Annotated in this window: 22 protein-coding genes and 2 pseudogenes; 9 read left to right on the top strand and 15 right to left on the bottom strand. The window is 37.9% G+C overall.

Annotation, left to right across the window (positions count from 1 at the left end):
- Nucleotides 1-388, top strand: a pseudogene (locus tag DPX34_RS22140) (IS4 family transposase); the annotation flags it as partial.
- 76 nt (nt 389-464) lie between these two features.
- On the opposite strand, the gene DPX34_RS20550 reads toward DPX34_RS22140, so the two are convergent.
- Together DPX34_RS20550 and DPX34_RS20545 are read right to left on the bottom strand one after the other, a co-directional pair.
- Nucleotides 465-1,064: a hypothetical protein gene (locus DPX34_RS20550; protein ID WP_157964808.1), complete on the bottom strand. Its 600-nt coding sequence runs from the start codon at nt 1,062-1,064 to the stop codon at nt 465-467.
- Nucleotides 1,065-1,443: 379 nt separating this feature from the next.
- Nucleotides 1,444-2,805: a DEAD/DEAH box helicase gene (locus tag DPX34_RS20545; RefSeq protein WP_111980306.1), complete on the bottom strand. Its 1,362-nt coding sequence runs from the start codon at nt 2,803-2,805 to the stop codon at nt 1,444-1,446.
- Nucleotides 2,806-3,196: 391 nt separating this feature from the next.
- On the opposite strand from DPX34_RS20545, the gene DPX34_RS20540 reads away from it, so the two are divergent.
- Nucleotides 3,197-4,066, top strand: a complete 870-nt coding sequence (locus DPX34_RS20540) for a DUF3530 family protein (protein WP_111980305.1) — start codon at nt 3,197-3,199, stop codon at nt 4,064-4,066.
- A 1-nt stretch (nt 4,067) separates the two neighbouring features.
- Here DPX34_RS20540 and djlA read toward each other — a convergent pair whose 3' ends face one another.
- From djlA to DPX34_RS20525, 3 genes are read right to left on the bottom strand one after another with little or no spacing between them, the layout of a single operon-like run.
- Nucleotides 4,068-4,889 carry a co-chaperone DjlA gene (djlA, locus tag DPX34_RS20535; protein WP_111980304.1) on the bottom strand — a complete coding sequence of 274 codons (822 nt, stop codon included), beginning with the start codon at nt 4,887-4,889 and terminating at the stop codon, nt 4,068-4,070.
- 2 nt (nt 4,890-4,891) lie between these two features.
- Nucleotides 4,892-5,569: an N-acetylmuramate alpha-1-phosphate uridylyltransferase MurU gene (gene murU / locus DPX34_RS20530; protein WP_111980303.1), complete on the bottom strand. Its 678-nt coding sequence runs from the start codon at nt 5,567-5,569 to the stop codon at nt 4,892-4,894.
- Between the two features lie 2 nt (nt 5,570-5,571).
- Nucleotides 5,572-6,567, bottom strand: a complete 996-nt coding sequence (locus DPX34_RS20525) for an aminoglycoside phosphotransferase family protein (RefSeq protein ID WP_111980302.1) — start codon at nt 6,565-6,567, stop codon at nt 5,572-5,574.
- Between the two features lie 294 nt (nt 6,568-6,861).
- Between DPX34_RS20525 and DPX34_RS20520 the strand changes: the two genes are divergently transcribed.
- Genes DPX34_RS20520 through DPX34_RS20495 form a run of 6 tightly spaced genes read left to right on the top strand, consistent with a single transcriptional unit; the run spans nt 6,862 to nt 13,430 of the window.
- Nucleotides 6,862-9,153, top strand: a complete 2,292-nt coding sequence (locus DPX34_RS20520) for an LPS-assembly protein LptD (RefSeq protein WP_111980301.1) — start codon at nt 6,862-6,864, stop codon at nt 9,151-9,153.
- Between the two features lie 7 nt (nt 9,154-9,160).
- Nucleotides 9,161-10,444, top strand: coding sequence for a peptidylprolyl isomerase SurA (surA, locus tag DPX34_RS20515; protein ID WP_111980300.1), 1,284 nt, complete (start codon nt 9,161-9,163; stop codon nt 10,442-10,444).
- A 4-nt stretch (nt 10,445-10,448) separates the two neighbouring features.
- Nucleotides 10,449-11,432, top strand: a complete 984-nt coding sequence (pdxA, locus tag DPX34_RS20510) for a 4-hydroxythreonine-4-phosphate dehydrogenase PdxA (protein WP_111980299.1) — start codon at nt 10,449-10,451, stop codon at nt 11,430-11,432.
- Between the two features lie 3 nt (nt 11,433-11,435).
- Complete coding sequence (gene rsmA, locus DPX34_RS20505) at nt 11,436-12,260, top strand: 16S rRNA (adenine(1518)-N(6)/adenine(1519)-N(6))-dimethyltransferase RsmA (RefSeq protein ID WP_111980298.1); 825 nt, start codon at nt 11,436-11,438, stop codon at nt 12,258-12,260.
- Nucleotides 12,244-12,627: a Co2+/Mg2+ efflux facilitator ApaG/CorD gene (apaG, locus tag DPX34_RS20500; RefSeq protein WP_111980297.1), complete on the top strand. Its 384-nt coding sequence runs from the start codon at nt 12,244-12,246 to the stop codon at nt 12,625-12,627. The genes rsmA and apaG overlap by 17 nt, the downstream gene beginning before the upstream one ends.
- Nucleotides 12,628-12,632: 5 nt before the next feature.
- Nucleotides 12,633-13,430, top strand: coding sequence for a symmetrical bis(5'-nucleosyl)-tetraphosphatase (locus DPX34_RS20495; protein WP_111980296.1), 798 nt, complete (start codon nt 12,633-12,635; stop codon nt 13,428-13,430).
- Between the two features lie 98 nt (nt 13,431-13,528).
- On the opposite strand, the gene ubiB is transcribed toward DPX34_RS20495, so the two are convergent.
- From ubiB to DPX34_RS20450, 10 genes are all read right to left on the bottom strand, one after another.
- Nucleotides 13,529-15,160, bottom strand: coding sequence for a ubiquinone biosynthesis regulatory protein kinase UbiB (gene ubiB, locus DPX34_RS20490; RefSeq protein WP_111980295.1), 1,632 nt, complete (start codon nt 15,158-15,160; stop codon nt 13,529-13,531).
- 15 nt (nt 15,161-15,175) lie between these two features.
- Nucleotides 15,176-15,787: a ubiquinone biosynthesis accessory factor UbiJ gene (locus DPX34_RS20485; RefSeq protein ID WP_111980294.1), complete on the bottom strand. Its 612-nt coding sequence runs from the start codon at nt 15,785-15,787 to the stop codon at nt 15,176-15,178.
- Entirely contained in the window at nt 15,787-16,560 is a 774-nt protein-coding gene (ubiE, locus tag DPX34_RS20480; RefSeq protein WP_111980293.1) for a bifunctional demethylmenaquinone methyltransferase/2-methoxy-6-polyprenyl-1,4-benzoquinol methylase UbiE, read from the bottom strand. Before ubiE ends, DPX34_RS20485 begins: the two co-directional genes overlap by 1 nt.
- Before the next feature lie 218 nt (nt 16,561-16,778).
- Nucleotides 16,779-17,909: a tetratricopeptide repeat protein gene (locus DPX34_RS20475; RefSeq protein WP_111980292.1), complete on the bottom strand. Its 1,131-nt coding sequence runs from the start codon at nt 17,907-17,909 to the stop codon at nt 16,779-16,781.
- Complete coding sequence (locus tag DPX34_RS20470) at nt 17,909-19,963, bottom strand: DUF3857 domain-containing protein (RefSeq protein WP_111980291.1); 2,055 nt, start codon at nt 19,961-19,963, stop codon at nt 17,909-17,911. Before DPX34_RS20470 ends, DPX34_RS20475 begins: the two co-directional genes overlap by 1 nt.
- A gap of 168 nt (nt 19,964-20,131) precedes the next feature.
- Entirely contained in the window at nt 20,132-21,973 is a 1,842-nt protein-coding gene (locus DPX34_RS20465) for a DEAD/DEAH box helicase (protein ID WP_111980290.1), read from the bottom strand.
- Nucleotides 21,974-22,472: 499 nt separating this feature from the next.
- Nucleotides 22,473-23,672: a methyl-accepting chemotaxis protein gene (locus tag DPX34_RS20460; protein WP_111980289.1), complete on the bottom strand. Its 1,200-nt coding sequence runs from the start codon at nt 23,670-23,672 to the stop codon at nt 22,473-22,475.
- A 136-nt stretch (nt 23,673-23,808) separates the two neighbouring features.
- Entirely contained in the window at nt 23,809-24,387 is a 579-nt protein-coding gene (locus tag DPX34_RS20455; RefSeq protein ID WP_111980288.1) for a nitrate- and nitrite sensing domain-containing protein, read from the bottom strand.
- Between the two features lie 8 nt (nt 24,388-24,395).
- Nucleotides 24,396-24,536 carry a hypothetical protein gene (locus DPX34_RS21825; protein WP_157964807.1) on the bottom strand — a complete coding sequence of 47 codons (141 nt, stop codon included), beginning with the start codon at nt 24,534-24,536 and terminating at the stop codon, nt 24,396-24,398.
- Between the two features lie 256 nt (nt 24,537-24,792).
- Entirely contained in the window at nt 24,793-25,113 is a 321-nt protein-coding gene (locus tag DPX34_RS20450) for a tryptophan 7-halogenase (protein ID WP_332872841.1), read from the bottom strand.
- Nucleotides 25,114-25,152: 39 nt separating this feature from the next.
- Here DPX34_RS20450 and DPX34_RS20445 point away from each other — a divergent pair.
- Nucleotides 25,153-25,694, top strand: a pseudogene (locus tag DPX34_RS20445) (transposase family protein); the annotation flags it as partial.

Here is a 25,694-nt window from a genome sequence, read left to right as displayed (position 1 = left end):
CCGATTAAGGTGGCAAATTGAGTTATTGTTCAAAGAGCTTAAATCGTATTGCAACCTTAAAAAATTCAGCACACAAAAAGAGCCTATTGTTTGCGCCTTAATCTATGCCAGCTTCATCACTGTGTTACTAAAAAGGATGATGGCATTTGCAACAGAGGCATTAAAATCTTTATGGATATCGACACAAAAAGTGGCGAGGTCCGCACCAACATGGCTATCACTGTTAGTTAATAAACTGAGTCAACATCATGCAGTAGCGATAGCAGTGGAGGAATGCGTAGAACTAATATCAAAGCTATGTCCACGCGCCCACCCCAAGCGAGATTTGAAAGATGGGCTATATCAATTCGGTGTTACATCCTTGGTTGAGAATAACGGGATTGATTAATAAGTGAGCTTAAGTACCTACATATGAAGCGCATTTAAACGCTCGTTGAGTGGGCACTTATTATTACTGATAGGTATTACTGGGTTTTACAAGTTAATGCTTTCCAGTCTTTAACGGCATCATTAATGATACCTATTTTTTTATAATAATGATTTATTAAGCCTTCATTTTTTAATGTTGTAAGCCCAAGGTTTAGCTTAGCGAGCAAAGCGTCAGCGTTTGGCATATTTTTGCTGATAACATAGCGTAGCTCGTCATTTATTTTAACTTTAAAACCTTTGATTGGTTTCATGTTATAACCAAATAAATTAGAACTGAGAGACGGTGCCTTAGTAAATGATTTTAGAACAAAATCAGCATGCCCTTTATTAATGCTGCCATACATTTCACTATAACCTAATCTATAAATTTGATGATTAACAAGGCATTTTAAGGCCTCGTTATCTAAATGCCAGTGCTCATTGGTAACTGCTTTTAAAGATTTTATTTTTTCTAGGCTGGCGTTATTTATTAGCGACTCGTTAAAAGAGGCGGTATATAAACCTTTAACAAATTCGCCTTTTTCCAATATAGGAATCGACACATAATTTAACTTTGTATTGATATTACTAGACCATAAACCAAAGCCAATTAAATTTACGTTACCTTTAGCGTTTTCTAATAGTATGCGTGCCATAAGGGGGTAATCAACAAATTTGTAATTTGGATTTATGCCAGCTCGTTTTAAAGCGTTGCAGAAAAAATAAAATTCGAGTAATACTTGATTATCATGAGCCTTAAATTTAGCTAAATCCGGACATTTATTATTAATTAAAGAACTGCTAAATATACTGAGGTGTTCCGAATAAGTAGCAACAGTCAGCGTATTTAAATTAGAAGGGTTAGCATTTGTTGATTGAGGGGTAAATAGATAATTGAAAAGGAGAAACAATATACAGGAGTAACGTTGCATTACATCGACCAATTACATAGAGTAATTATTAGTTTAGCCGATACCTAATTATATGCGAATAACTCTGCAAATGAACATTCAAATGCAGAGTTATAATTATGGGTTACACCGGTTTACTAAAACTGCTTACCGGTTTTCTGCTTCTTGTAGGTTTACGCTTAGGTGTTGTGGCCTTAGTCGTGTTATTACCTGGCGACGCTTGTTTGTTGTTAGTATTCTTATTGTGACCGTTGCTTGCATTTTGGTTTGCAGAGTTCTGATTATTTACTCTCGGTTTCTTTGGCTTTTTCGGTTTTACTGGGCGAGTATCTAATTTTGACTCTTCAATGTTATGCACAACTTCAAAGCCTTTAACTACTTCTCGCTCGATCACTTGTTTTGTGAGCCTTTCAATTGCTTTTAGTAGTTTTGTTTCGTCTGCACAGACTAAAGAAACCGCCTCTCCAGTAGAGCCTGCCCTGCCGGTACGACCTATTCTATGTACATAATCTTCTGGGACGTTAGGTAATTCAAAATTGACAACATGAGGAAGCTGATCTATATCAATTCCGCGAGCTGCAATGTCAGTAGCAACTAATACTTTCACATCATTATTTTTAAACTGTGCTAAAGCTTTAGTTCTAGCCGCTTGGCTTTTATTTCCATGAATAGCCGCTGCGGGTATGCCTTTAGATTCTAAATGACGTGTTAATCGATTTGCACCATGTTTAGTTTTGGTAAAAACAAGGGTCTGCTTCCACGCGTTATCTTTAATTAATTGAGTCAATAACGCGGGTTTTTTATTTTTATCTACAGGGTAAATTTTTTGTGAAACGGTATCTGCCGTTTTGTTTCGTGGACTAACAGATATCTCGACAGGATCACGGACTAGCCCTTTCGCGAGTGCTCTTATATCGTTGGAAAACGTAGCAGAAAAAAGTAAGTTCTGTCTGTTTTTTGGAAGTAACGCGATTATCTTTTTAATATCTCGAATAAAGCCCATATCTAACATGCGATCAGCTTCATCTAAAACTAAAATTTCTAACTGACCAAATTTAACCGCATTCTGTTGGTATAGATCCATTAGCCGGCCGGGTGTTGCTACTAATATGTCACAGCCTTTTGCTAATTTGTGCATTTGCGGGTTTATCTTAACGCCCCCAAATACAACATTAGAACTTAAATTTAGGTTCTGACCGTAAAATTTTACACTTTCAGCAACTTGAGCTGCGAGCTCACGTGTTGGGGTTAAAATGAGTGCGCGAACATGGTTACCACGCGCTTTAGAGCCTTGAGATAACTTTTCTAGAATAGGCAATGTAAAGCCAGCTGTTTTTCCTGTACCTGTTTGAGCTGCTGCCATTATATCTTGACCCGTCAAAACGGCTGGAATTGCTTGAAGCTGAATAGGTGAAGGCGTGTCATAACCTTGAGCTTGAACGGCGTCTAAAATCGGAGCCGATAATCCGAGTGAGGCAAAGCTCATATTTTCTCTCTTGTACCACGTATGCGGAATAATAATCTGTCTAAGAAGCGGGCCAGTATTGGCGGCTGAAGCTTACAGTATGGTGGGTTTAACGGCAATTGGAAACTTTATAGTTAGTAAAATAAGCATTGAATTACGTTTTTATCATGCCTAATCGACTTGATGAAGTTATTATAAGTTAAATTTAAGTTAATCTAATTTTAAGTTTGTTGATTAAATTATTAATAAGGTAGAAAGGAATAAAACGAACACGGATAATTTTTAACTGTTCAACAAAAAAAAACTAACTGCAATTAAATTAAAAGCTAAAGGTATTTAGTTTGAAGTGACTAAATATATATTAATCGGCTCAGAGTATAAAGTTCACGAAATAAGGGCCGATAGTTAAATTATGAAAACAAATAGAAATATCTCATTTGGCTCGTTGTTGTTATTGCTTGGTTTAAGCTTTTTTATCTCCAATTCGATAGCTGAAACGAAGCGATCTACTTTTAAATCAGAGAGTCAATTAAGGCTCGATGATTTTAAACGCTTGGCTGAACCTGATGAAATAATAGAGTTAGTTTCGGGGGAAGAGCCTTTTGTGGTTTTTAAAAGCGAGGAAACAACCTCATTTTCAAGAGGTACTGCCATCTTATTGCCCGATTTAGCAACGAGTCAAGTTGGGTCACATGCTTACCAATATTTACGTCATTCATTAAATGAACATGGATGGCTGACGCTAGCAGCTGATACCGGTGAACTAGCTTCTAAAGAGCCTTTAGATACCAGTGAATTAGAGGTTTATATGTCTCGGCCGGATCAAAGTGCTGAGCAATTATCAGAAAAATATATCAAACAACAAAAACTCAATTTACAAATGCGCATCACGGCTTTAGTTAATAAAGCATCTGAGTATCCTGGTATTAATATGGTGATTGCTCAAGGTGCGACAGCTGGCTATTTAACTGAGCTCTATCATGATGGTGTTATTATAGAGCCAGAAATATTTGTCCTGATTCAACCTTATTTACCCGATCATAAAGCCAATAAATTATTAGCAAAAAAAATCGCGAGTCTGCAAAGTCCTATCTTAGATATTTGGTCAGATTATGATAATCCTTGGGCTCGCGCTACGGTTGAAAGCCGTAAACGTTTTGCAAGAAAGCTATTAACCGTACATTATCGTCAACGCCAACTTTTTGGTGATATGGGATGGGAGCAACGAGACGCGCGTTTAACACGCGAAATCGTTGGTTATATAGCTTATTTAGGGTGGTAAATTACCAAGTATTATGTTGTTTTATTAGCGTCCACGCGGCCTGAATTTCTTGTGTTTTTTCTTTCGCTAATAACAAGGCTTGTTCGGGTAAGCCTTGGGCAGATAGTTTATCGGGGTGATGCTGCGACATTAGTTTTTTATACGCTTTTTTGCTTTCTTTTTCAGGTGTATCTTTTGTGATGCCAATAATCTGATAAGCGTTATTTAATTGTATCGCTGTTGGTTGTTGATAATGATTAGATTGTTCACCTGATGAAAAGTGAGCGCTTGCCATACATTGTTGGATCAATGCTTCGAGCTCTTCTGTTGTATAACCGAGAACTTTAGCAATCTGATTGAGTACTTGCTTGGCTTTTGGGTGTATTTCACCATTAATCACTGCGGCCTGTATTTGTATTTCTAAATACATACGAATAAATTCTTTTTGGCCGGCACAAAAGCGTTTGAACTCGCTAACGACCTCTGTAATTGGAAAGTCTGATTTTTTCCCTTCGGTATATGCGGCTTGTGCCTCTTTTTTTAATTCTTTATTTAAATTTAATTTTGCCATAAGCAACGTTGCTAACTCTATATCGGCTTTTGTGACTCTACCGGAAGATTTTGCAATATGGCCCATAATTGAAAATAATGTGTAAAAGAATAACGCACGGCTCTTTAGTGCGTTTTTGTTACGCAATAAACCTGAAAAACCACCTACACCGCTAAAGGCTTTACTGTATTGCTTATCAAATAAATGCCCAACTATGACCCCTAAAATAGCGCCAGGAAATCTGGCAAACATATAACCAAAACAGAAACCTATTATTTTTCCCCAAATATGCATGACTAATTCTCTATTAATATTTTTATTTGTGATAAGCGTTCAGGTGTTCCTATATCTGACCATAACCCTGAATATAAGCAGCCTGTAATGTTATTATTTTTTATCGCTTTTTTTAATATTGGACCTAATGGTTGTTTACCTTCTGCTACCGTTTTAAATAATTCAACGGAATAACGGCCAATACCTGAATAGGTATATTTAACATCATTATTTAAAGCCAGTGCTGCTGTTTTATTATTTATTGCAAAGTCACCTTTTGGGTGATGTTCTGGATTTGAAACTAAAATTAAATGCGCTAATTTACCTTGTGAAAGAGGTTGGTTTAATGAAGCGAAATCAAAATCAGTAAAAATATCACCATTAACTAATATAAAATCTTCATTGCCTAATAATGGAAGGGCTTGTTTTATGCCGCCAGCAGTTTCAAGGCTTCCCGTTTCTTCTGCGCTGTACTTTATCGATACGTTTAGATTTGAACCATCGTTAAAATAATCTTGTATTTTTTGGCCTAAGTAAGCTGTATTAATAATAAATTCATTGATGCCTACTTGATCACGTAAAGATTCAATATGATATTGCAATAAAGGTTTGTTATTTACCTTGAGTAAAGGTTTTGGTGTGGTGTTAGTTAAAGGGCGCATTCTTTCCCCTTTTCCTGCGGCTAAGATCATGGCTTTCATCGTCAGCTTTTTACCTTGGGTAATATCTTTTTTTCAAGCCAGTTTGCAAATTCAAGCAGCTCAGAATATTGTTGCCCTACATCGACTATGTATTGCAGGGTGCGTGGGATGTCGTTCAAATAAAAAGGTTTATTGTCGCGCTCATGCAAACGCGCAAATATCCCAGCTGCTTTTATATGACGTTGAATTCCAACAATATCAAAACCTTGTTGCCAATTTTTAGGTGCAATATCTGAATAGTATTTTAACCGATGTTGCTCAGATATCTGCAATACTAATTCTTGTGGCCAAGCAATGTAACAGTCACGCAATAAAGATACCGAGTCATACATAACAGGGCCTATTAAGGCGCCTTGAAAATCGATGATAGCAATTTGATTTTGCTTTTCAGGCGTTGTGGTCAGCATGATATTTCGAGAATGATAATCTCGGTGTACAAAATGAGTAGGTTGTTGCATAAAAATAGCGGTTATAAAACCAAAAGCCGTTTGAATCAGGTTATTTTCAGCTTCGGTCAATGTTATTTTTAAATATGTATTAATTAACCATTCAGAGAAAATACTTAATTCGAAAATAACCTGTTTATGGTCGTAAGCCGGTATGGGTCCCAGTGTTGTTGCATTAACGCCCCGAGCTTTAACCAGTTCATCTAAAGATTCAGTGTATAGCGCTTTCGCATTTTGTTGAGTAATGATATCGCTGAGGTGAGTTTTACCTAAATCGGATAATAATAAAAAGCCTTCATTTATGTTAGCCGAAATTACCGCTGGCACCGTTACATTACATTGAGCAAGCGTATTGGCTAAAGCACAAAATAAAGCGTTGTCTTCTGTTTGCGGCGGACTATCAACCGCAATAAAAATTTGGTTTTCGGTTTTACATCTAAAATACCGACGGAAACTCGCATCTCCTGAGATTAATTTAAAGTTTTCGTGTTGAATCGTTGTAACAGTATTTAACCATTTGAATAAAGAATCCGCGCGCGTGTCTTGCAACATAACTTTGTTTTTATAAAGAGACTATTAAAGTCACTATAACGCATCCTTTAATGACTTCAAAATAGCCGTGCGCGAAAAATTCGATTATACTTGCGGTCTTTTATATAACCTAAACGGATATATAGCGCCAGTCTTGATGATTGGCATTCCCTCGCTTTGTTAAATGTATTCAGATAAAACAGGTCGCGACGCCTATGGCATTGCGTGATTGATATCGTGGTTAACATTAACTGGCGTACTATTTTATTCATTGCTGGTTAACAAAGTATTAATGATTTGGGGTTTTCCTATTTAATGGCATTATTTAAAGAAGCGCGAACATCTATCGCCGCCATTTGTTTGAGCATATTTAGCGTTAGTGCCTTGGCCGTTGACGAACCTAGCTGCTATTCTGCTATTGATGCTTTCTCTGTACCCGCTGCGAATGATACTGCCCAAGAAAAGGCTATTGTAAAAAGCCTATCATTAGATAGTCTAGTGATCGAAGCTGACTCTATGACTATGCAAGCTGATGGTGGTGCTGAGTTCACCGGTCAAGTTGAAGTTATACAAGGTGGACAAAAAATCACGGCCAATAAAGCATCAACATCGGAAAATAGAGATGTATTTGTTGCTGATGGTGGCGTTGAATTTATTGGTTCCAATGTTAAGGTAAATAGCGAATCAGTGACGGCTGATATGCTCAATAAAAGTTTAATTTTTACAAACTCTCGTTATGTATTAGCACAAAACGTGGGACACGGTAATGCCACCGAATTAAATGTATCTGAAAGCGCCAAAGGTGTTACTTTACTTGATGCTACTTTTACAACTTGCCCAGATCACAAAAATCCAGAATGGGAATTAGAAGCCTCTGAAATCTTTTTATCTGCCGATGACGAGCGCGGTGAAGCCTGGCATAGTCGCTTTAATGTGATGGGGGTGCCAGTATTGTATATACCGTATGTTTCATTCCCGCTTACCGATAAACGCAAATCTGGTTTTTTATTGCCCAGTATTGGCAGTTCAAGCCAACATGGTTTAGATATTGAGCAACCGTATTATTGGAATATAGCCCCGAACATAGATGCAACCACATCGGTTAGATTAATGACTAACCGCGGCGCGATGCTGAAAGCGGAAGGTCGTTATTTACACCAAAGCGGAAAAAGTGATTTAAACGTCGAGTGGTTAGGTAATGATAACGACAGCCGTTATAATGACTCGCGCAGTGCTGTAGCGTTTAATTATCAAGGCCAAGCATTTGGGGATTGGCACACCTATGTTGATTTACACTCGTTTAGTGATGATCGGTATTTATCGGATTTTGGTTTTAAAAATTTAAACCGAGTTGATACGCATGTAGAAAGTATTGTTAGTTTGTATCAATTACAAAAAGATTGGTCATTGTTAGTTAATGTTAGGCAATTTGAAGTTTTTGGTGATCACCTAAGACCGTTTAGAACGTTACCTGAAGTAAAGTTTGAATATTTTCCGGCATTAAATATCCAAAATACCTCGTTATCTATACCTGCTGAGTTTGCTTACTTTGATACCGCGGAAGAAACTCGAGCCAATGCTTACCGACTGCATACTCAACCCACATTGAAGTGGCAATTAAACCGGCCTGCATGGGAGTTAGGCGCTGAAGGTAGTATTTTGGCGACGGCTTACCGTCAGCAAACATTAGATCGCAGTGAATATAAAAATATAACTCGGGTATTACCGCGTGTTCGATTGAATGGCCGAGTTATTTTTGAGCGCCCACTCGATTGGTTTGGTAAACCAATGACGCAAACTTTTGAGCCTAAAATGCAATATTTGTGGGTACCAGAGCATGATCAAAGTGATATTCGTTTTTATGATTCCACTTTATTACAAGATGATTTTCATGGTTTATTCAGAGTAAGTCGTTATAGTGGTGTCGATCGCATTCTAGAAGCTAATCAGGTAACCCTTGGTGCTTCATCTCGTTTAATCAACGATCGTAATCAAGAGAAGTTACAAGTGAGTATTGGCCAAATTTTCTATTTGGATGATCCTAAAATTGAAATTGTTGATGAAGAAGATGGCCAAACACGCGGTAAATCAGCTGTTGCATTTGATTTAGCAGCTGATATTCGCAAACGATGGTTTTTACATTATGGTTTACAGTACGATACAGAATTAAAACACACGAATAAAAGTCAGTTCACGCTTGATTATCGCTTAGATGAAGGGCATTTTGTTCAGTTCTCACATCGTTATGCGCGTCGAGTTTCTGATAGTCGAATCAACATGACGGGGATATTGGCTCAATGGGAAGTAAACAAAAATTGGCAACTGTTTTCTAGTTATTATCATGATTTTGCTTTATCAAGGAACTTAGAGAGCAAAATAGGCGTCCAATATCAGTCTTGTTGTTGGGGGATCCAATTTTCTTGGCAATCGAGGTTGTTAAGTGATATTGAAACAGACGACAGTAACAGTACACTTTTGAATAATGAATATGATCGAGGCTTTTTATTACGCTTTTCAACGGGATTAGGTTCGCAGTCAGATTCAACAACAAATTTATTACAAGATGGCACCTTTGGGTATCGTCGACCTTATTTTTTAAATCAGTGAGTTAGGTATGAAATTGAATATAAAAGCCATAATGTGGTTACTGAGCTTAAGCTTATTTAGTGGCCATGTTTTTGCTGCAAAACTTTTAGATAAAGCGGCTGTCATTGTTGATCGCGGTGTTATTCTCGAGAGTGAAATAGTTAAGATGGTGAATGATATTAAAGCCAATTCACTTGCGAATAACCAAAAGTTACCGTCGGATAAAGCACTTAGAACCCAAATTATAGAGCGTTTAATTTTACGTGAATTACAAATGCAAATGGCAGAACGTGCTGGCTTTCAAGTAACTGACAGCCATCTAGAGAGTGTGATTGCCAATGTTGCGCAAAGCCAAGGTTTAACAACGGATCAATTACGTCGCCAAGTTGAAATAACAGGAAAATGGGATGATTTTAGAGCTGAAATACGCACTGAAATTATTACCAATGAAGTGCGCCGTAGTTCGGTTTCACGTCGTGTTTATGTATCGCCCCAAGAGATTGATACGTTAGTTGAAGCGTTGCAAGAGAAAGGACGTGAAAACGATGAATATCATTTGGGGCACATTTTAGTGGGGTTACCGAGTGATCCATCTGCTGACGATATTGAAGCGACTAAAACACGTGCTGAAAAAGTATTAGCATTACTTAATAAAGGTAACGACTTCAAAAAAGTCGCCATTGCCTCGTCATCAGGTGAAAAAGCTCTTGATGGTGGTGATTTAGGCTGGATGAATATTAATGAAATGCCAACATTATTTGCTGAAGCCGTTGAAAACAGTAAAAAAGGTGAATTTATCGGCCCTATTCGCAGTGGTGCAGGGTTTCATATTTTAACTATTTTTGATAATCGTGGCCGTGAAGTTGTTGAAGTTGTCGAAGTGAAAAGCCGTCACGTTTTAATTAAGCCTTCTATCATTCTAAGTGATGCTAAAGCACAAGATATGCTAAAAGAATTTTTGAGTAAGTTTAAAGCCGGCGAAGCTGACTTTGCGGCTTTTGCCAAAGAACATTCAGCCGATCCTGGTTCTGCTGCTAAAGGTGGTGAGTTAGGCTGGGCTGATCCAAGTGTATTTGTGCCAGAATTTAAAGATGCTCTTAACTCATTAAATAAAGATGAGTTTGCTGGGCCTTTTAAAACAACTCATGGTTGGCATATTGTGCAATTGCTCGATCGCCGCACACAAGATAAAACTGAAAGTTTACAAAAAGACCAAGCTTACGATATGCTTTTCAAACGAAAGTTTGCTGAAGAGGCTGAAGCTTGGTATCGACAGCTACGAGAGAATGCTTTCATAGAAGTATTGGATTAATAAAATGACGTTAAAAATAGCAATTACCCCCGGTGAACCTGCGGGGATCGGCCCTGATTTAGTACTCACATTGGCTCAACAAGACTGGCCTGCGCAATTAGTTGTTATTGCCGATGAAAATTTAATTTTAGCGCGTGCAAAGCAATTAGGCATTGATGTCGATATTGAGCTGTACGACGCTAATGTAACCGCTAAACCACAACGAAAAGGATTAATCACCTTGTTGCAGGTTGATATTGCAGAGCCTGCAATTTGTGGTGAATTAAATGCGGCTAATGGTCATTATGTGGTTGAAACATTACGCTTAGCCTGTGAAAAAAATATGGATGGTGAATTCGATGCGGTTGTAACCGGTCCTGTTCATAAAGGTATTATCAATCAATCTGGTATTTCATTTAGTGGTCATACTGAGTATTTTGCGGCGCAATCAGGTACGATTGATGTCGTTATGATGTTAGCAACAGAAGGCCTACGTGTTGCGTTAATGACAACTCATATCCCGTTAGCTTATGTTTCAAGAGCGATTACACCTGAACGTATCACTAATATTGTAGAAATATTACACCATGATATGAAAACTAAGTTTGGTATACCCGAACCTAAAATTTATGTTTGTGGGTTAAATCCACATGCAGGAGAAGGCGGACACCTTGGTCGCGAAGAAATAGAAGTTATTGAACCCACTCTAGATGTTTTACGCGCTAAAGGTATGGATTTAATTGGTCCATTACCGGCTGATACTTTATTTCAACCTAAATATTTAAAGCAAGCTGATGCTGTGCTAGCTATGTATCATGATCAAGGGTTAACGGTTCTTAAATATAAAGGCTTTGGAAACTCAGTTAATATTACATTAGGTTTGCCTTTTGTACGCACATCAGTCGATCATGGTACCGCGCTTGACCTAGCCGGTTCAGGTGACGCTGATTCAGGTAGCTTTATGGTTGCTTTAAACACAGCCATAGACATGGCAAATAAAAGAATTTAATACATGAGTGATAATAAAACCCACCTAGGGCATCGTGCAAAAAAACGATTTGGCCAAAACTTTTTACATGATGATGTGATCATCTCTGATATCGTTTTAGCGATAGATCCGAGTGATGATTATGAATTAGTTGAGATTGGCCCCGGTTTAGGTGCATTAACTGAGCCTGTAGCCGAACTTTGTAGCCAGCTAAATGTTGTTGAACTTGATCGTGATTTAGTCACGCGTTTACGTCACCACCCATTTTTAAGTAAAAAGTTAGTGGTGCATGAATCGGATGCTTTGAAGTTTGATTTTTCAAGTTTGCTACGTGAAGGCCGTAAACTAAAAGTCTTTGGTAATCTGCCATACAATATTTCAACGCCTTTAATGTTCCATCTTTTTGAGTACAGCGATCAAATAGCGGATATGCACTTTATGTTGCAAAAAGAAGTTGTTGATCGTTTATGCGCAGAGCCAGGTTCAAAAACGTATGGTAAATTGTCGGTTATGGCTCAATACTATTGTCATGCTGAGCCCGTTTTAGCCGTACCACCAGAATGCTTTAAGCCTGCGCCTAAAGTTGATTCTGCCGTTGTGCGTTTAACGCCAAAATCACCTGATGAAATGGTTAAACTGGATGTTAAGTTATTATCGACAGTTTGTCATAATGCGTTTAACCAGCGCAGAAAAACCTTACGCAATAGCTTGAAGCAGCTTGTGAGTGCAGATGAGTTAGAAGCGCTAAATATCGATGTTACTCAGCGGGCTGAGAATATTGATTTAGCCAGTTATATTCGTTTAACCCAGTATTTATCAGAGAAGCAAGCTAATGAATCAAACAGCTGAATACCTGGTTGAAGTTAAAACAACGAGTCGCTATATTTTGGATCAATCTGATCCTGACGCAGATCGTTTTGTTTTTGCTTATACCATTACTATTACTAATAAAGGGGCTAAAGCCGCTAAATTATTAAATCGATATTGGTTAATTACTGATAGTGATGGCAAAACTAATGAAGTGAGTGGCTCTGGCGTTATAGGCCAACAACCTAATTTAGCCCCCGGTGAAAGTTTTGAATACACAAGTGGCTCACTGGTTGAAACTCCCGTTGCCACCATGCAAGGTTACTATGAAATGTTAGCTGAAGATGGACAAGAGTTTAAAGCTAACATAGATGTGTTTCGCCTTGCGATCCCCAATATCTTAAATTAATACTCATGGCTCAATATTTTGTTGGCGATATTCAAGGTTGTTACCAACCTTTAATGCGCTTGCTTGATCATGTTAATTTTGATCCCGCAGTAGACATTTTATACCCGGTAGGCGATTTAGTTGCCCGAGGTGATGATTCGTTAGCGGTTGCAAAACTCATGTTGTCATTAGGCCAACAAGCTCAACCTGTTTTAGGTAATCATGATTTACATTTAATGGCGATCCACAGTGGTTTGCGCCATGCTAAAAAAAATGACAAATTAGCTAAATTGTTAGAAAGTGAGATTATTGATTCTTACGTGAATTGGTTACGTGAACAGCCACTTGTTAAGCACATTGATGATATTGTGATGGTTCATGCCGGCTGGTATCCAGGTTGGCATTTAGATACGTTATTAAAGCGCAGTAAAAAAGCCAGTAAAAAGTTACAATCTAAAGAATATGTTTCTTGGTTAAGTTGTATGTATGGAAATGAACCAAGCGAATATCATACCGGCCTTGACGATATTGATATGTTTCGTTTTACCATTAATGCTTGCACGCGAATGCGCTATCTAAAGCCTGATTTAAGTTTAGATCTAACGGCTAAAATGCCAACGGATGATGCACCTGATCATTTAAAGCCTTGGTATAATTTTCAAACATTACACATGAAAAACTATCACATTCTATTTGGTCATTGGGCATCATTGCTAGGTGTAACAGGGATTGATAACGTTATAGCGCTCGATACAGGTTGTGTATGGGGAAATAATATGACGATGTTGGAATGGCAATCTAAAACGTATTACGCGGTTAAATGAGCGCATACCCAAACCTTGTTTGGGTATATTTAAATCAACGGTTATTGTTTACTTTCGATCGCGTTACTTTCTAAATGGACTAAGTCAAGCCCACTAACTTACTTCTTTAAAGCGTAAACCCAACTAAAAATAGCGATACCAACCGCGATCACAGTGATCGTGATGTCTTTATCAAAAACATAGAGCAACGTAGCTGACAATGCCGATACATGGCCTATTTGCGCGATAACCGTATTGGTTTTGGCACCTTGTTGTGTACTGATTTGTTGGGCTAGTGCCGTTTGAATACTTTGCTGTTGTTTATGATTCTTGAGCGCTGCATAAAGCAAATCGGGCATTTCAGGTAATTTTTCGGCCCAAAAAGGCGCGTTTTCTTTTAGATGCTTAAAAATTGATAGCGGGCCTATTTGATCTTTAACCCAGTTTTCTAAGAAGGGTTTCGCGGTTGTCCAGAGATCAAGTTGTGGATATAACTGTCGGCCCAAACCTTCAACATAGAGTAAGGTTTTTTGCAGTAATACCAACTGTGGTTGAACTTCCATTTCAAAGCGCCTAGCCGTATTAAATAGATTCATTAATACATGACCAAATGATATTTCGGCTAATGGCTTATTAAAGATAGGCTCACAAACCGTGCGAATAGCAAATTCAAATTCTTCAACATTTGTGTGGGCTGGCACCCAGCCTGAATCCACATGCAATTCTGCTACTTTGCGATAATCACGGTTAAAAAAGGCAATAAAATTATCGGCTAAATAACGTTTATCTTCTTTATTTAAGGTGCCGACTATACCGCAATCAATACCGATATATTGGGGGCTTTCTGGGTTGCTACGTGAAACAAAAATATTACCAGGGTGCATATCTGCATGAAAAAAACTATCACGAAAGACTTGGGTAAAAAATATTTCTACCCCACGCTCTGCGAGTAGTTTCATATTGGTACCTTGAGCGACTAATTCATCCACATTGGCTACTGGGATACCGTAAATACGCTCAACAACGAGAATATTTTCACGGCATAAATCAGAATGCACATCAGGAACATATAAGCGTTCGTCATTGTCAAAATTTCGGCTTAACTGGATCGTATTCGCCGCTTCTCGCATTAAATTAAGTTCATCTTTTAAGGTTTTTTCATATTCTTTGACAACTTCAAGCGGACGTAGGCGTTTTCCATCGGGTAAGAAGCGCGCGACAAAGCCAGCAAGTGCTTCCATCAAATGAATATCTGCGTTAATTATTTTATCTATTTCGGGTCGGATGACTTTGATGACAATTTCAGTATGTGCAAATGAACTATCTGCATAAAGGGTAGCAGTATGAACTTGCGCTATTGAAGCTGAAGCGAGCGGTGTAATGTCAAAAAATTCAACAACTTCAGATATATCATCAACTTGCCAAGCTTCTTCTATTAATTTTTTAGCCGTCTCGCCAGGAAAAGGAGCCACTTGATCTTGTAATAGTGCTAATTCGTTTGCAATTTCAATCGGCATCAAATCACGGCGAGTCGATAACATTTGGCCAAATTTAATAAAAACGGGTCCTAAATACTGCAATGCTAAACGTAATCGTTCACCTTGACTTTTATCAACGTGACGGTCGCGCAGCCAAAATAAACTGGCCCGCAAAATGTTATAATACCAAGGCTTAAAGCGATCAGGGATAAGATCATCTAAGCCAAATATAAGAAGGGTTTTAACAATGGTATACAGTCTTAGAATACGCACAGGCTTATATTATCTCTATTGTAATGTTTGGATTAAATGGTGTATTTTTGCATTTAATCTATCGGTATCTTGTCTTAGCTTGGTAACTTGTTGGGAGAAATTTTGCATTTCATTAGGATGCGGTAATATTTTTTTTTCGTACCAAGCTGCATTTAAAAACGCATGTTGATCAGCGTTGATGCGTTGCTGAATTTTACCGCTGATTTGTTCACCGGCATTAATTATTTTATAACTTGCTATATCACCCACTATCGTTGCTAATACAGCTTGCCATTTTGCGAGTGAACTTTTTAGCCAATCCGCAAATTGCTGTGCTAGCTGAACATCGCCTTCGATATCGAGTTCACCTTGCTTAATCAATTTAGTGATCAGGTGACTATTTTCTAATTTTTTAAGGGTGAATACAGAGGTCAGTATTAAGCAATCAACCGAATCTACATTACCGATAACAGATACATAGCCTTTTTCATTAATGGCGAAGGCTAGCGGTAAATTAATATCGGTTAGTTTTACCCCTATTTGCCTATTCATGAGGTGAGCAGGGCATTCTTTAGTGCTATGGCTTTGTTCAAGCCATAGATTAAGGGTTTGTTCTACAAATCCACTTATCAGTGCACTGCTGGGCATTAAAATTTAAATCCTTTGTGTAAAGCAACGATACCACCGGTTAGATTTTGGTAATTACATTCTTCAAATCCTGCCGTTTCCATCATTTGCTTTAGTGTTTCTTGATCGGGGTGCATGCGAATTGATTCTGCTAAATATTGATAACTCTCACCATCGCTGGCAACCAAATCACCCATTTTAGGTAAAATATTAAATGAGTATATATCGTACGCTTTGCTTAATAGTTCTGTGCTGGGTTTTGAAAACTCAAGTACTAATAGGCGTCCACCGGGTTTTAATACTCGGTATATTGAACGTAATGCCGCGTCTTTATCGGTTACATTACGTAAACCAAATGCGATAGTGACAATGTCAAATGTGTTATCAGCAAAGGGTAAAGCTTCGGCATTTGCTTGCACGTAATCAACGTTACCAACAATGCCTAAATCATGTAATTTTTCACGGCCCACATTTAGCATTGAGTTGTTAATGTCGGCTAAAATAACGTGGCCAGATTGACCTACAATACGTGAAAATTTAGCGGTTAAATCACCGGTACCACCGGCTAAGTCTAGCACTTTTTGACCCGCTCTAACTCCTGAGTTATCAATCGTAAATCGTTTCCAAAGGCGATGTATACCAAACGACATTAAATCGTTCATCACATCATATTTTGCAGCGACTGAATGAAAAACTTCGGCGACTTTTTTTACTTTTTCTTCTTTATTTACGGTTTTGTAACCAAAGTGCGTGGTGTTTTCGGTTTCTTGTTCTATTGGAGTGTTTTCAGACATTTGATCTTTAAGTTACCAAGTATAATTACCGCAAAGTGTATCATAGGGTTCATCAGTTGTGATGAAATATTGTTGATTTAGTCATGATGATTTAGCTTGAGGGCGGTGGTGATAAAAAGTAGAAATAATGGCTTGTTTGCTTTAATAACTTAACAGCTAAGCTTTATCTGAATAAGAGCCGAGCTGTTAAGTGTGATGACGTGTATAACGCGATCCAATTAAGGTGCGGTTTGCCAAGCCGAGAACTCAGGTGATTGAATATAATCTTCACTGTTATCTAATTCTAATAACATATTCGTGATCGATTCAATTTCAAAGCGACTCGCAATCACATCAATGGTTTGTGTTGTTAACTCAAAATTATTCGCCATCAGTGATACTTGTAATAAAACAAGAAATGCTTCTAAATCATAAGGTGAAGCTAACAATGCATTGTGGCTATATTTAATGGCGATGTCGTATTCTTTAATTAAAGCGTAAAGCATTGCTAATTCATTTTGCATTTTAACATCATTTAATGCTGCGGGGGGCAAGCTATTGATAGCTGCGATAGCCGCTGAATAGTTTTTACGTTCAACAAAGTAGGCTTCTAATATACTGGTTGTCTTTCCCATTTTATTTAATGTGGCGATGAGCTCTGGTTTAAATAAATCACCGAGTTCTTTAGCAAGCGCACTCACTCGGCGTAGAAGATAATCAACTAATATGGGGGACGTTTGAATTGACTCTGGTAATTGGGTCCAGCTTTGCTTTAATTCTAGTATATTGCCATTATGTGCTGCCGTAATAACACTTTCTAATGCAGCTTCATGACCCACATACAGTGGGTCTTTAGTCGGATTGCCAATCATTTTATTAAATTCCATAATGAAATTTAAAGTGGTGAATGCCGTACTGGTCAAATACACATCCACTATTTTATTGGCTTTTTTAGTTAAAAATAAATCTACGTAAGCATAACCACTTTCTCCCATATCAACCCGGTAATGACTAATATTATAATCAGGGTTTTGAGTTTCAGTACTTAAGTAATGCCAAGGTGAGTTTGTTTGATACGCTTGTAATAACGTTAAGTAGGTTTTTTTGATCGTGATCGCGGTGTTAGTTAATGCGGCCGACGTTAAACCTACATCAGCATGATCTCGTTTTATTTTTTCAACTATTTTTGAGATGGGTATATGTGCATCAACAAACGCAAAGTTTTTCTGATTCAAGTTGATTTCTAATTGTTTATTAAATTGCACCAACGGTATAAACGCTGTTTTTTCGGTATCGATTTCTACCTTCGTTGAAGCACATGCTGTCAGTAATAAAATTAACCCGAGAGTACATAAGTTACTTAAATTCATTATTTAGTACCCTTACTGATTTTATTTAACGTATCGACTAAGGTAAACATCGGCTTTTTACTTGCTTCATTTGCTACATTGGTAATGCTGTTTGTATATTGCATTGTATTCGATATTTTTTTTATTAAGGTTAAATAATCTGCGATTTGATTGTTTTCAACATAAGGTTTTCGCATATCAAGTGTATTACTAAACGTTAATTTACGACGATCATAGTCAAAGCTCGAAGAAAAATAGAGATGCTCGTCTTCAAAAACATCAGTACCGACATCAACACCAAAATCAATGTCTTCTGGTAATTGTAATGTTACGGTGTGTTCCGCTTTTATTGGATAGCTTAATTTCAAAGGGTGTTTTCTGATTATCGTTTTTGGGCTTGGTATATATTGCTCAACGTAATTAGCCAATAAATCAAATTCAGCGCCGCCTGTTTCATCATGCTCCCAATAATCAGGTATCAAATAACGCTCTATCAACGTAATGGTATTGGTTTCACTGTTATCAATGGCTTCAAGCGGTTGTGTTGCCTGAATTTTTGGATAGCGCTTGGCATAGTAATTCATGTATTGCTTCGAAAGTTTATCTTTTCCCGTGGAGTTAAGCTTATAACGAATATAGTCGGCTTCACTGCCTGTCATCACACTCGTAATAGTCCATTCAGCAGGTGACACATAATCAATCGCTCTAATATCGTCATTAACCGAAACAGCAGCGCTATAATTAAAGCTTGGATTAGCATCAATTAGCTCACTTGATGGTGCATTAGCGATCAGTGCAAGTTTATAATTAGGCTGGTATTTTGCCTCTAAATGATAAGCTTGATGTGTAATGGTTGGGTCAATCCAATATGTTTTATTTTGCCAATGTATGCGGTTAATAACATGATTAAATTGTTTATGGCTAGGTAAATAATCATTTAATTTTTGTTTTTTTCGGGTCGATACCAGTAGAATATCGGCTTTAACATCAAGCGCTGAAAGCAGGGTAGAGAGCAGCAACGATTTATCTTTACAGTCGCCAAATCGTTTAGCATATACATCACTTGGTGTATGTGGTTGATGTGAATTTTCGCCTATTTCGAGCCCTAAATAACGAATATCATTTTGAACAAAATCAATTGCTTTATTGATAGCATCAATTGTTGGCAATTGTTGCAACTCAGCAATAAAGTTTATTAATTCGGATGATTGCTTGGTTTCAATCTTAAATAAATCTTGTGCCCAATTATTCACCTGTTGCCAGTTTTTATACTGACTAAAAGCGACATAAGGGGTATCTCGATACCAAGAAGGTACACTGTCAGCATCATCTACTGCGGGGGCATTAAGGGTCGTAATATTAAAATGTTTAACTTGACCGTTTTTTGTATCGTGTTGTGTTTCGGTAATTGTTTGCTTGCTGCCATAAACTTGTGTTTGGATTGGCATGCTAGCAGGTGTGATCACATTTACATTAACAGCATCGACCCCGACTCCCCAGCCTAAAGCACTCGCATAAGCAAATTTGTTATCGAATACTGGGTTATCGCCAATTAATGTAAAGCTGTAATCGATAATATCGCCAACTTGTACATCTTTTAATAAAACCAATGCATCCACTTCGCCAGAGTAAATATTACTATCTTGCTCGTCTTCACTGTTTATTATTTGAATATCGGAGCGGTTTAATTTATTAACTATTTTACCATCACGTAAAATATTAATAGTGTGTAGGCGTAATTCTTCATAACTTGGCGAAAAGCGTATTTTTATATCAGAATCACTGCTAACGCCTGAGGCATCCGTAAGTGAATATACGTAACGCTGATAGACTTGTTTGTTTTTAGTTACATTAACTTGACGATCAACTAAATGATAATGACTTGGTACACGCAAGTCTTTACTTTCTAAATTCGCTAATGGATTAATCGATACCCAGTCTGGTTCGGGCGAGATTGAGTAGTTGGGTTCTGCTTTATTATTGATTTGTGCATAAACCGTAGACATGAAGGTGGTAGAAAAAATGAATGTGGAAATGAAAAACGTGATAGCACGTAATTTATGGGTAAACGGCATTCAGCTCGCATCCTTGTGAATTATTATTTGCAGGCTGCGATTATATACAAAAAAATAACATAATGCTTGATGTTATCTTGGATGAGTTTTTAAGCGAATTAATCCGCGATTAAAAAAAATCCGGTAACTGAGTACCGGATTTTTAAGAACTAATTAAATGAGGTTAGCTTATTGAAACTGTGGTCTACCGCGACCATTACCGTTTCTATCGCCACCACGGTTGCCTCTATCAGAACGCTCACCACCACGACCAGAAGGACGACGATCGTTAGAACGATTTGGGCGGTCGCCTCTATCGCTGCGTTGTGATTTAGCTTCATTTGCTTGCTCAGCCGTTAATAAACGTGGAGAAATACTACGCTTACGGATAAATACTTTTTGTAATTTAGTGAACTGTGGTGCTGGCATGCCTTTTGGTAAATCAACATGTGCATGACCACCAAATAAACTAATTTGGCCGATATTGGCTGAATCTAAGTCAATCTCGTTTGCTACCGCGCCTACGATATCGCCTGGGCGTACACCATGATCACGACCTACTTCAAAGCGGTATGTGTCAAATTCACCATTATCACGACGAGGACGACGGTCTGCGCCACGTTCATTTCGACGGCCACGATCATTGCCACCAAATTCGCGATCGTTGCCACGATTGTTTCTGTCAGAACGCTCGCGATCTACAGGGTCTGCTTTTGGAAATAAAGGTAACTTAGCTTGTCTTTCGAACAACATGGCTGTTGCTAGTTCTGCAACAGACAACTCTGATTCTTCAGCCATTTTTTCAATTACAGCTTGGAATTGAGCTAAATCTTTACCTTCAATTACTTTTTGTAATTGTTCTTGGGTGCGAGTGATACGCGCGCTACCTAATTGCTCTGCCGTTGGCATATCAAAATGACCAATCTTGCTTTCAGTCGCTCTTTCTAAACGGTGCAAACTACGCATTTCACGACCGGTCGCAAATAAAATAGCTTCACCTTCACGACCCGCACGACCTGTACGACCGATACGGTGAACATATGATTCTGAATCATGTGGTAAATCGTAGTTAATGACATGTGAAATACGTGGAACATCTAAACCACGAGCCACAACATCGGTCGCAATTAAAATTGAAATGCGGCCTGATTTTAATTGTTCAACGATACGTTCACGATCTTGCTGTTGCATGTCACCATTTAGGGCTGCAGCCGAAAAACCTTTGCTGACTAAATGTTCAGCTAAAACAACGGTATCATTACGTGTTCTTACGAACACAAGCATCGCATCGTAATCAACCGCTTCAGCTATACGCTCTAAGCCTGTTGTTTTACCGATGCGGCTTACACGCCATGATTTTTGCGTAATATTTGGCTTTTCAGCACGAACAACTGCAATTTTAACGTGTACTGGGTCTTTTAAGAACTGCTGAGTAATTTTACGAATTGGCGCAGGCATTGTTGCCGAGAAAAACGCCATTTGTGTTTGCTCAGGTAACTTCTCTAAGATCCATTCGATGTCTTCTAAAAAGCCCATGTTTAACATTTCATCAGCTTCATCAAGTACACAAGCGCGAATATGGTCCATTTTTAAACGACCTTTTGCGATGTGATCCATCATACGACCTGGTGTACCAACAACAATTTGTGGTCCACGTTTTAAATCTTTTAATTGTGGAGTGTAAGATTGACCACCATAAACGGTAGCAACAAATAATCCACGAACTTGCTTAGCAAAGTCTGTTAATGCTTCTGCAACTTGAATGGCTAATTCACGTGTTGGGCAAACTACTAACATTTGGGTTTCACGCACACTGGCATCGATGCGTGATAATAAAGGCAAACCAAAAGCGGCCGTTTTACCGGTACCTGTTTGTGCTTCACCTAAAACATCTTTTCCGGCTATTAACGAAGGTATTGATTGAGCTTGAATTGGAGTGGGTTCTACGTAACCCATTTCAGTAATTGCAGCTAAAATTTCGTCAGAAAGGCCTAATTCGTCAAAGCGAACAGATGTATTTGTATCAGTCATGTATATCTCTTATTTTGCGATGTTACGCACAGGAATATGACACAGCAATGCCCATTTAAATGTGAGCAGGAGTCAACTAATTGCACGATAACAATATAAAAACAAACTGGTGTTTGTTATGAAGTGAGGTCTAAAACCTTAAAAAAGACATCCCGTTGATTAAAACAGCAAGTCGCTGTTGTCATATCAACCCATATAAATGTGGGGTGTTAATCTCAGTCTTAGTTGGTGTAAAACAATAATTGTTTTACGCTCTGGCAGAATCTAAATGCTGCAGTTGGTGTTTTAAACCTCGGCTAATTTTCACAACATAAAGTTGCGACACCGACCTTGGCTTAAAATGGCTCGTTGGAGCGTCCCTCAGCACTTGTCGGAATGGCGCGTATCATACTGGATTGAATGATTAAAGCAAGACATTTGTTAACATCTGTTCGTATTTTATACGATTTTTTGCATATAATGACAAAAATATTAATTTATTAATAAAAACGCAATTTATTTATAAGCTACATTTAAATTCTTTGATATAAGAATCTAATACTTCCGCCGTTTCATCAAGTTCCTGACTGGCCATTTTAGTTGTTTTAACATGAGATGTCATTTCATCAGAATCTTCTTTAATTTCATGTATTTGCTGATTAATATCTGCCGACACTAAATTTTGCTGCTCAGAAGCGGTCGCTATCTGCGTTGACATTTTAGCAACGTTATCGAGTTCTTCATGCAAAACAGCAAATGCATTTAAGCTTTCCACTACGATGTCAACCGCTTGGCTGCCTTGGGTTTTTAATTGATCCATTGTCGACATGACCGTGTTAGCGCCTTTTTGTAAAGCTTCAATTTGTTGTTTTATGTGACCGGTTGATTCTTGAGTTCGGCTTGCCAAACTTCTCACTTCGTCGGCTACAACAGCAAAGCCTCTACCTTGCTCGCCGGCTCTAGCCGCTTCTATCGCTGCATTTAAAGCGAGTAGGTTGGTTTGCTCTGCAATACTTTGAATTACATTTATTACCGCACCAATGGCATCGCTTTCTTTATTTAAACTATCAACTAAAGCGGTTGCACTGTCTAAATCAACGGTTAAATTTTCCATAATATCTTTAGATGTTGTCGCACTTTTTGAGCTGTTGACCGACATTTCATATAAACGTTGTACAGCATCTGATGAATATATTGCGCTGCTGCTGACTTCCTTTACTGATGCGGTCATTTCATTCATCGCGACGGATACACCATCGGTGCTGCGATTCTGATTGGCCGAACGTTGTTCTATTCTTGTCATCGAATCAGATACTTGACCGGTTAAGGAAACCATCTGTGCTTCAACATTTCTGACACCTGCAAGTGTCTTGTCAAAGCTACTTAATAATACCTTAAAGGCTTTGGCCACGTCGGTTAATTCATCGTTACCCGTTTGGTTTACTTTATAGGTGAGGTCTTTGTTGTCGGCAACATGATTTAATTCTTTGATGAGTTGCTTTAAGGGTTTGATAATTGAACGAATAATGACATATGAGAATAAGATCATGAATAGGCCACCACAAATAAACAAGAGTAAACTAAGTGTTACATTAAAGCTGGCATCATCATAAAGTTGATTAGCTTTGTTTAAGATGATGTTAGCAATGTATTTTTTAAATTGATTTAAAGATTCGATATTGTCTGTGGCGGTTCTATACCATTGGTCAGAATTTAGCACTAGTTTTTTACCGGCGGAATCACGGTAAACCCGCTAAGATTTATCGGCCGCTTTATAGGCATCGGTTGATAAGTGCTTGTTTCTAAATTGTGCGCTGACTTCAGGCGATACAAATGAATCAAAACGAGATATTGCGTTATTTATTTATTTCTTGTCTTGTTGTTTTTTCGCGTGCATATAAATTGTAATCAATTTTATGCATATAGATGGCTCTTACAACAACGCCTCTTTCTACTGAGTATCGATCACCTAAATAAACAAGTGATGCATAAGCGTTGCTAAGTAGTGATAATTCTGCGTTGGAAGATGCAAGACGAATAATTGCTTCAAATAGTTTAAAAAAACGTTCAGCAGCTGCATCATAGATCATTAACGTCCAAACCTTACCGTCTTTGATCATGTATTTATCTATTTTTTCACGTACACCTTGTATGTTGGTTAAACCGGTTTTTAAACCATTTAATTCGCCGGATATTCCCGGAATATTCGCTAATTTCTCCGCATTTTCGGCTAGGTATTGATTAAAGCGCGTTATGTTTCGATCGACATTTTTACGTTGCTCTTTTAGTGGGCCTTCAAAATCATTGCCTGTACTACCAAAATATTCGCCTTTGGGGCCTGTAAAATTGTTTTCTTTTGCTAGGTAACCGTTAGATAAATCACGTTCATTATGAACTTCATTCATTAATTCACTTGCTTCATTGGCCAGTGCCATTAAAAACTTCAAATCACTGATGGTTTGTTTTTGTGTTGATGCTGTGCTGTGCTGTATTGGTTGAGTGAATAAATACCGACGATCAGCATGGGCAATATGGCTAAAATAATAATTCGGCTTTTAATATTTAATTGATTTAACAAATTCATGCAAACGTTCCAAATTCAGGAAGTGTATTGACTAAATCGCTTTTTACCTTTTGTTGGAGCTTTATAACTCACAGGGCAAGGGTGACAGCGATAGTTTTATATTTTTATTAAATATAGTTAAAAAGGACCAGAATTGTATAAAAAATAGATATTTTGTTTAAGCGTTAACGCGATGTTAGCAATTTAATGCGAGATAACATCAGCGAAAGTAGACAATGTGTTGCTGTTATCCTCTACTTATGCTCGTTTTTAGGTCTTATTTTTTCATTTTTTGGATGTAGTCTTGATGGTCTAGTGTTTGTGCTGCGCTTTGCATTAACGCTTGAGCTGAGCGCTTCATGGCTTGCTCTATTATCTCATATTTAGAGGTGTCGATTATGGGATCATAAGTTTGCGGCTTAACGCCCATGCCGTTTAACACGGCATACCAACTATCTGATGAGAATAGGTCATCTTGATTATGATGTAGCTGGCCTTGACCTTTGAAGAGATCTAATTTGTGTTGTAAAGAATCGGGGATTGTTAAGTTTTGCCACATTTGCCAAAAAGTGTAGTGGTCTAATGAAACTGTAGAGATTTATAGCTTAAAATATGTAAAATCTTAAAGGTATTTATTATGACTAGAAAAGCGAAAGTTACTGTCAGCACTCTTCAAAAATTAGAATATGCCAAATTGATGGTTGAACAGGGTTACACCAATAAACAAATTGAAGAAATGTCAGGTGCGGGCAAATCGGCCGTATCTAGATGGAAAATACAGTATCAGGCAGAATTAGCCGGTAAAACGCCACACAATGCCAAAGCATTAACCGAAGACCAACGAAAAATACAGTTGCTAGAAGCCCAGCTAAAACAAGCCATGAGGGATAATGATATCTTAAAAAAGGCAGCAGCTTTCTTCATTCGAGACAATCAAAACTTAAAATGATACGCGAAGTAAAGAAAGCAAACCCTGAATTTAAAATAAGTGAATTGTGCCGAGTATTTGAGACCAGTTGTAGTAGCTTTTATTACAAACCCAAACTTCAAAGTATTGAAAAAAAGAAGCTGATAGAGCGCGTAGAGCAAGCGTTCAGTGATTCATACGCGACATATGGTAAGCGACGTATACAGGCTGATTTAGTCGCTTTAGATTGTAAAGTTGGAGTTTATGCTATT

Source organism: Algibacillus agarilyticus, assembly GCF_003286125.1.
GTDB lineage: Bacteria > Pseudomonadota > Gammaproteobacteria > Enterobacterales > Alteromonadaceae > Algibacillus > Algibacillus agarilyticus.
This window is presented reverse-complemented; position numbering and strand designations above follow the sequence as displayed.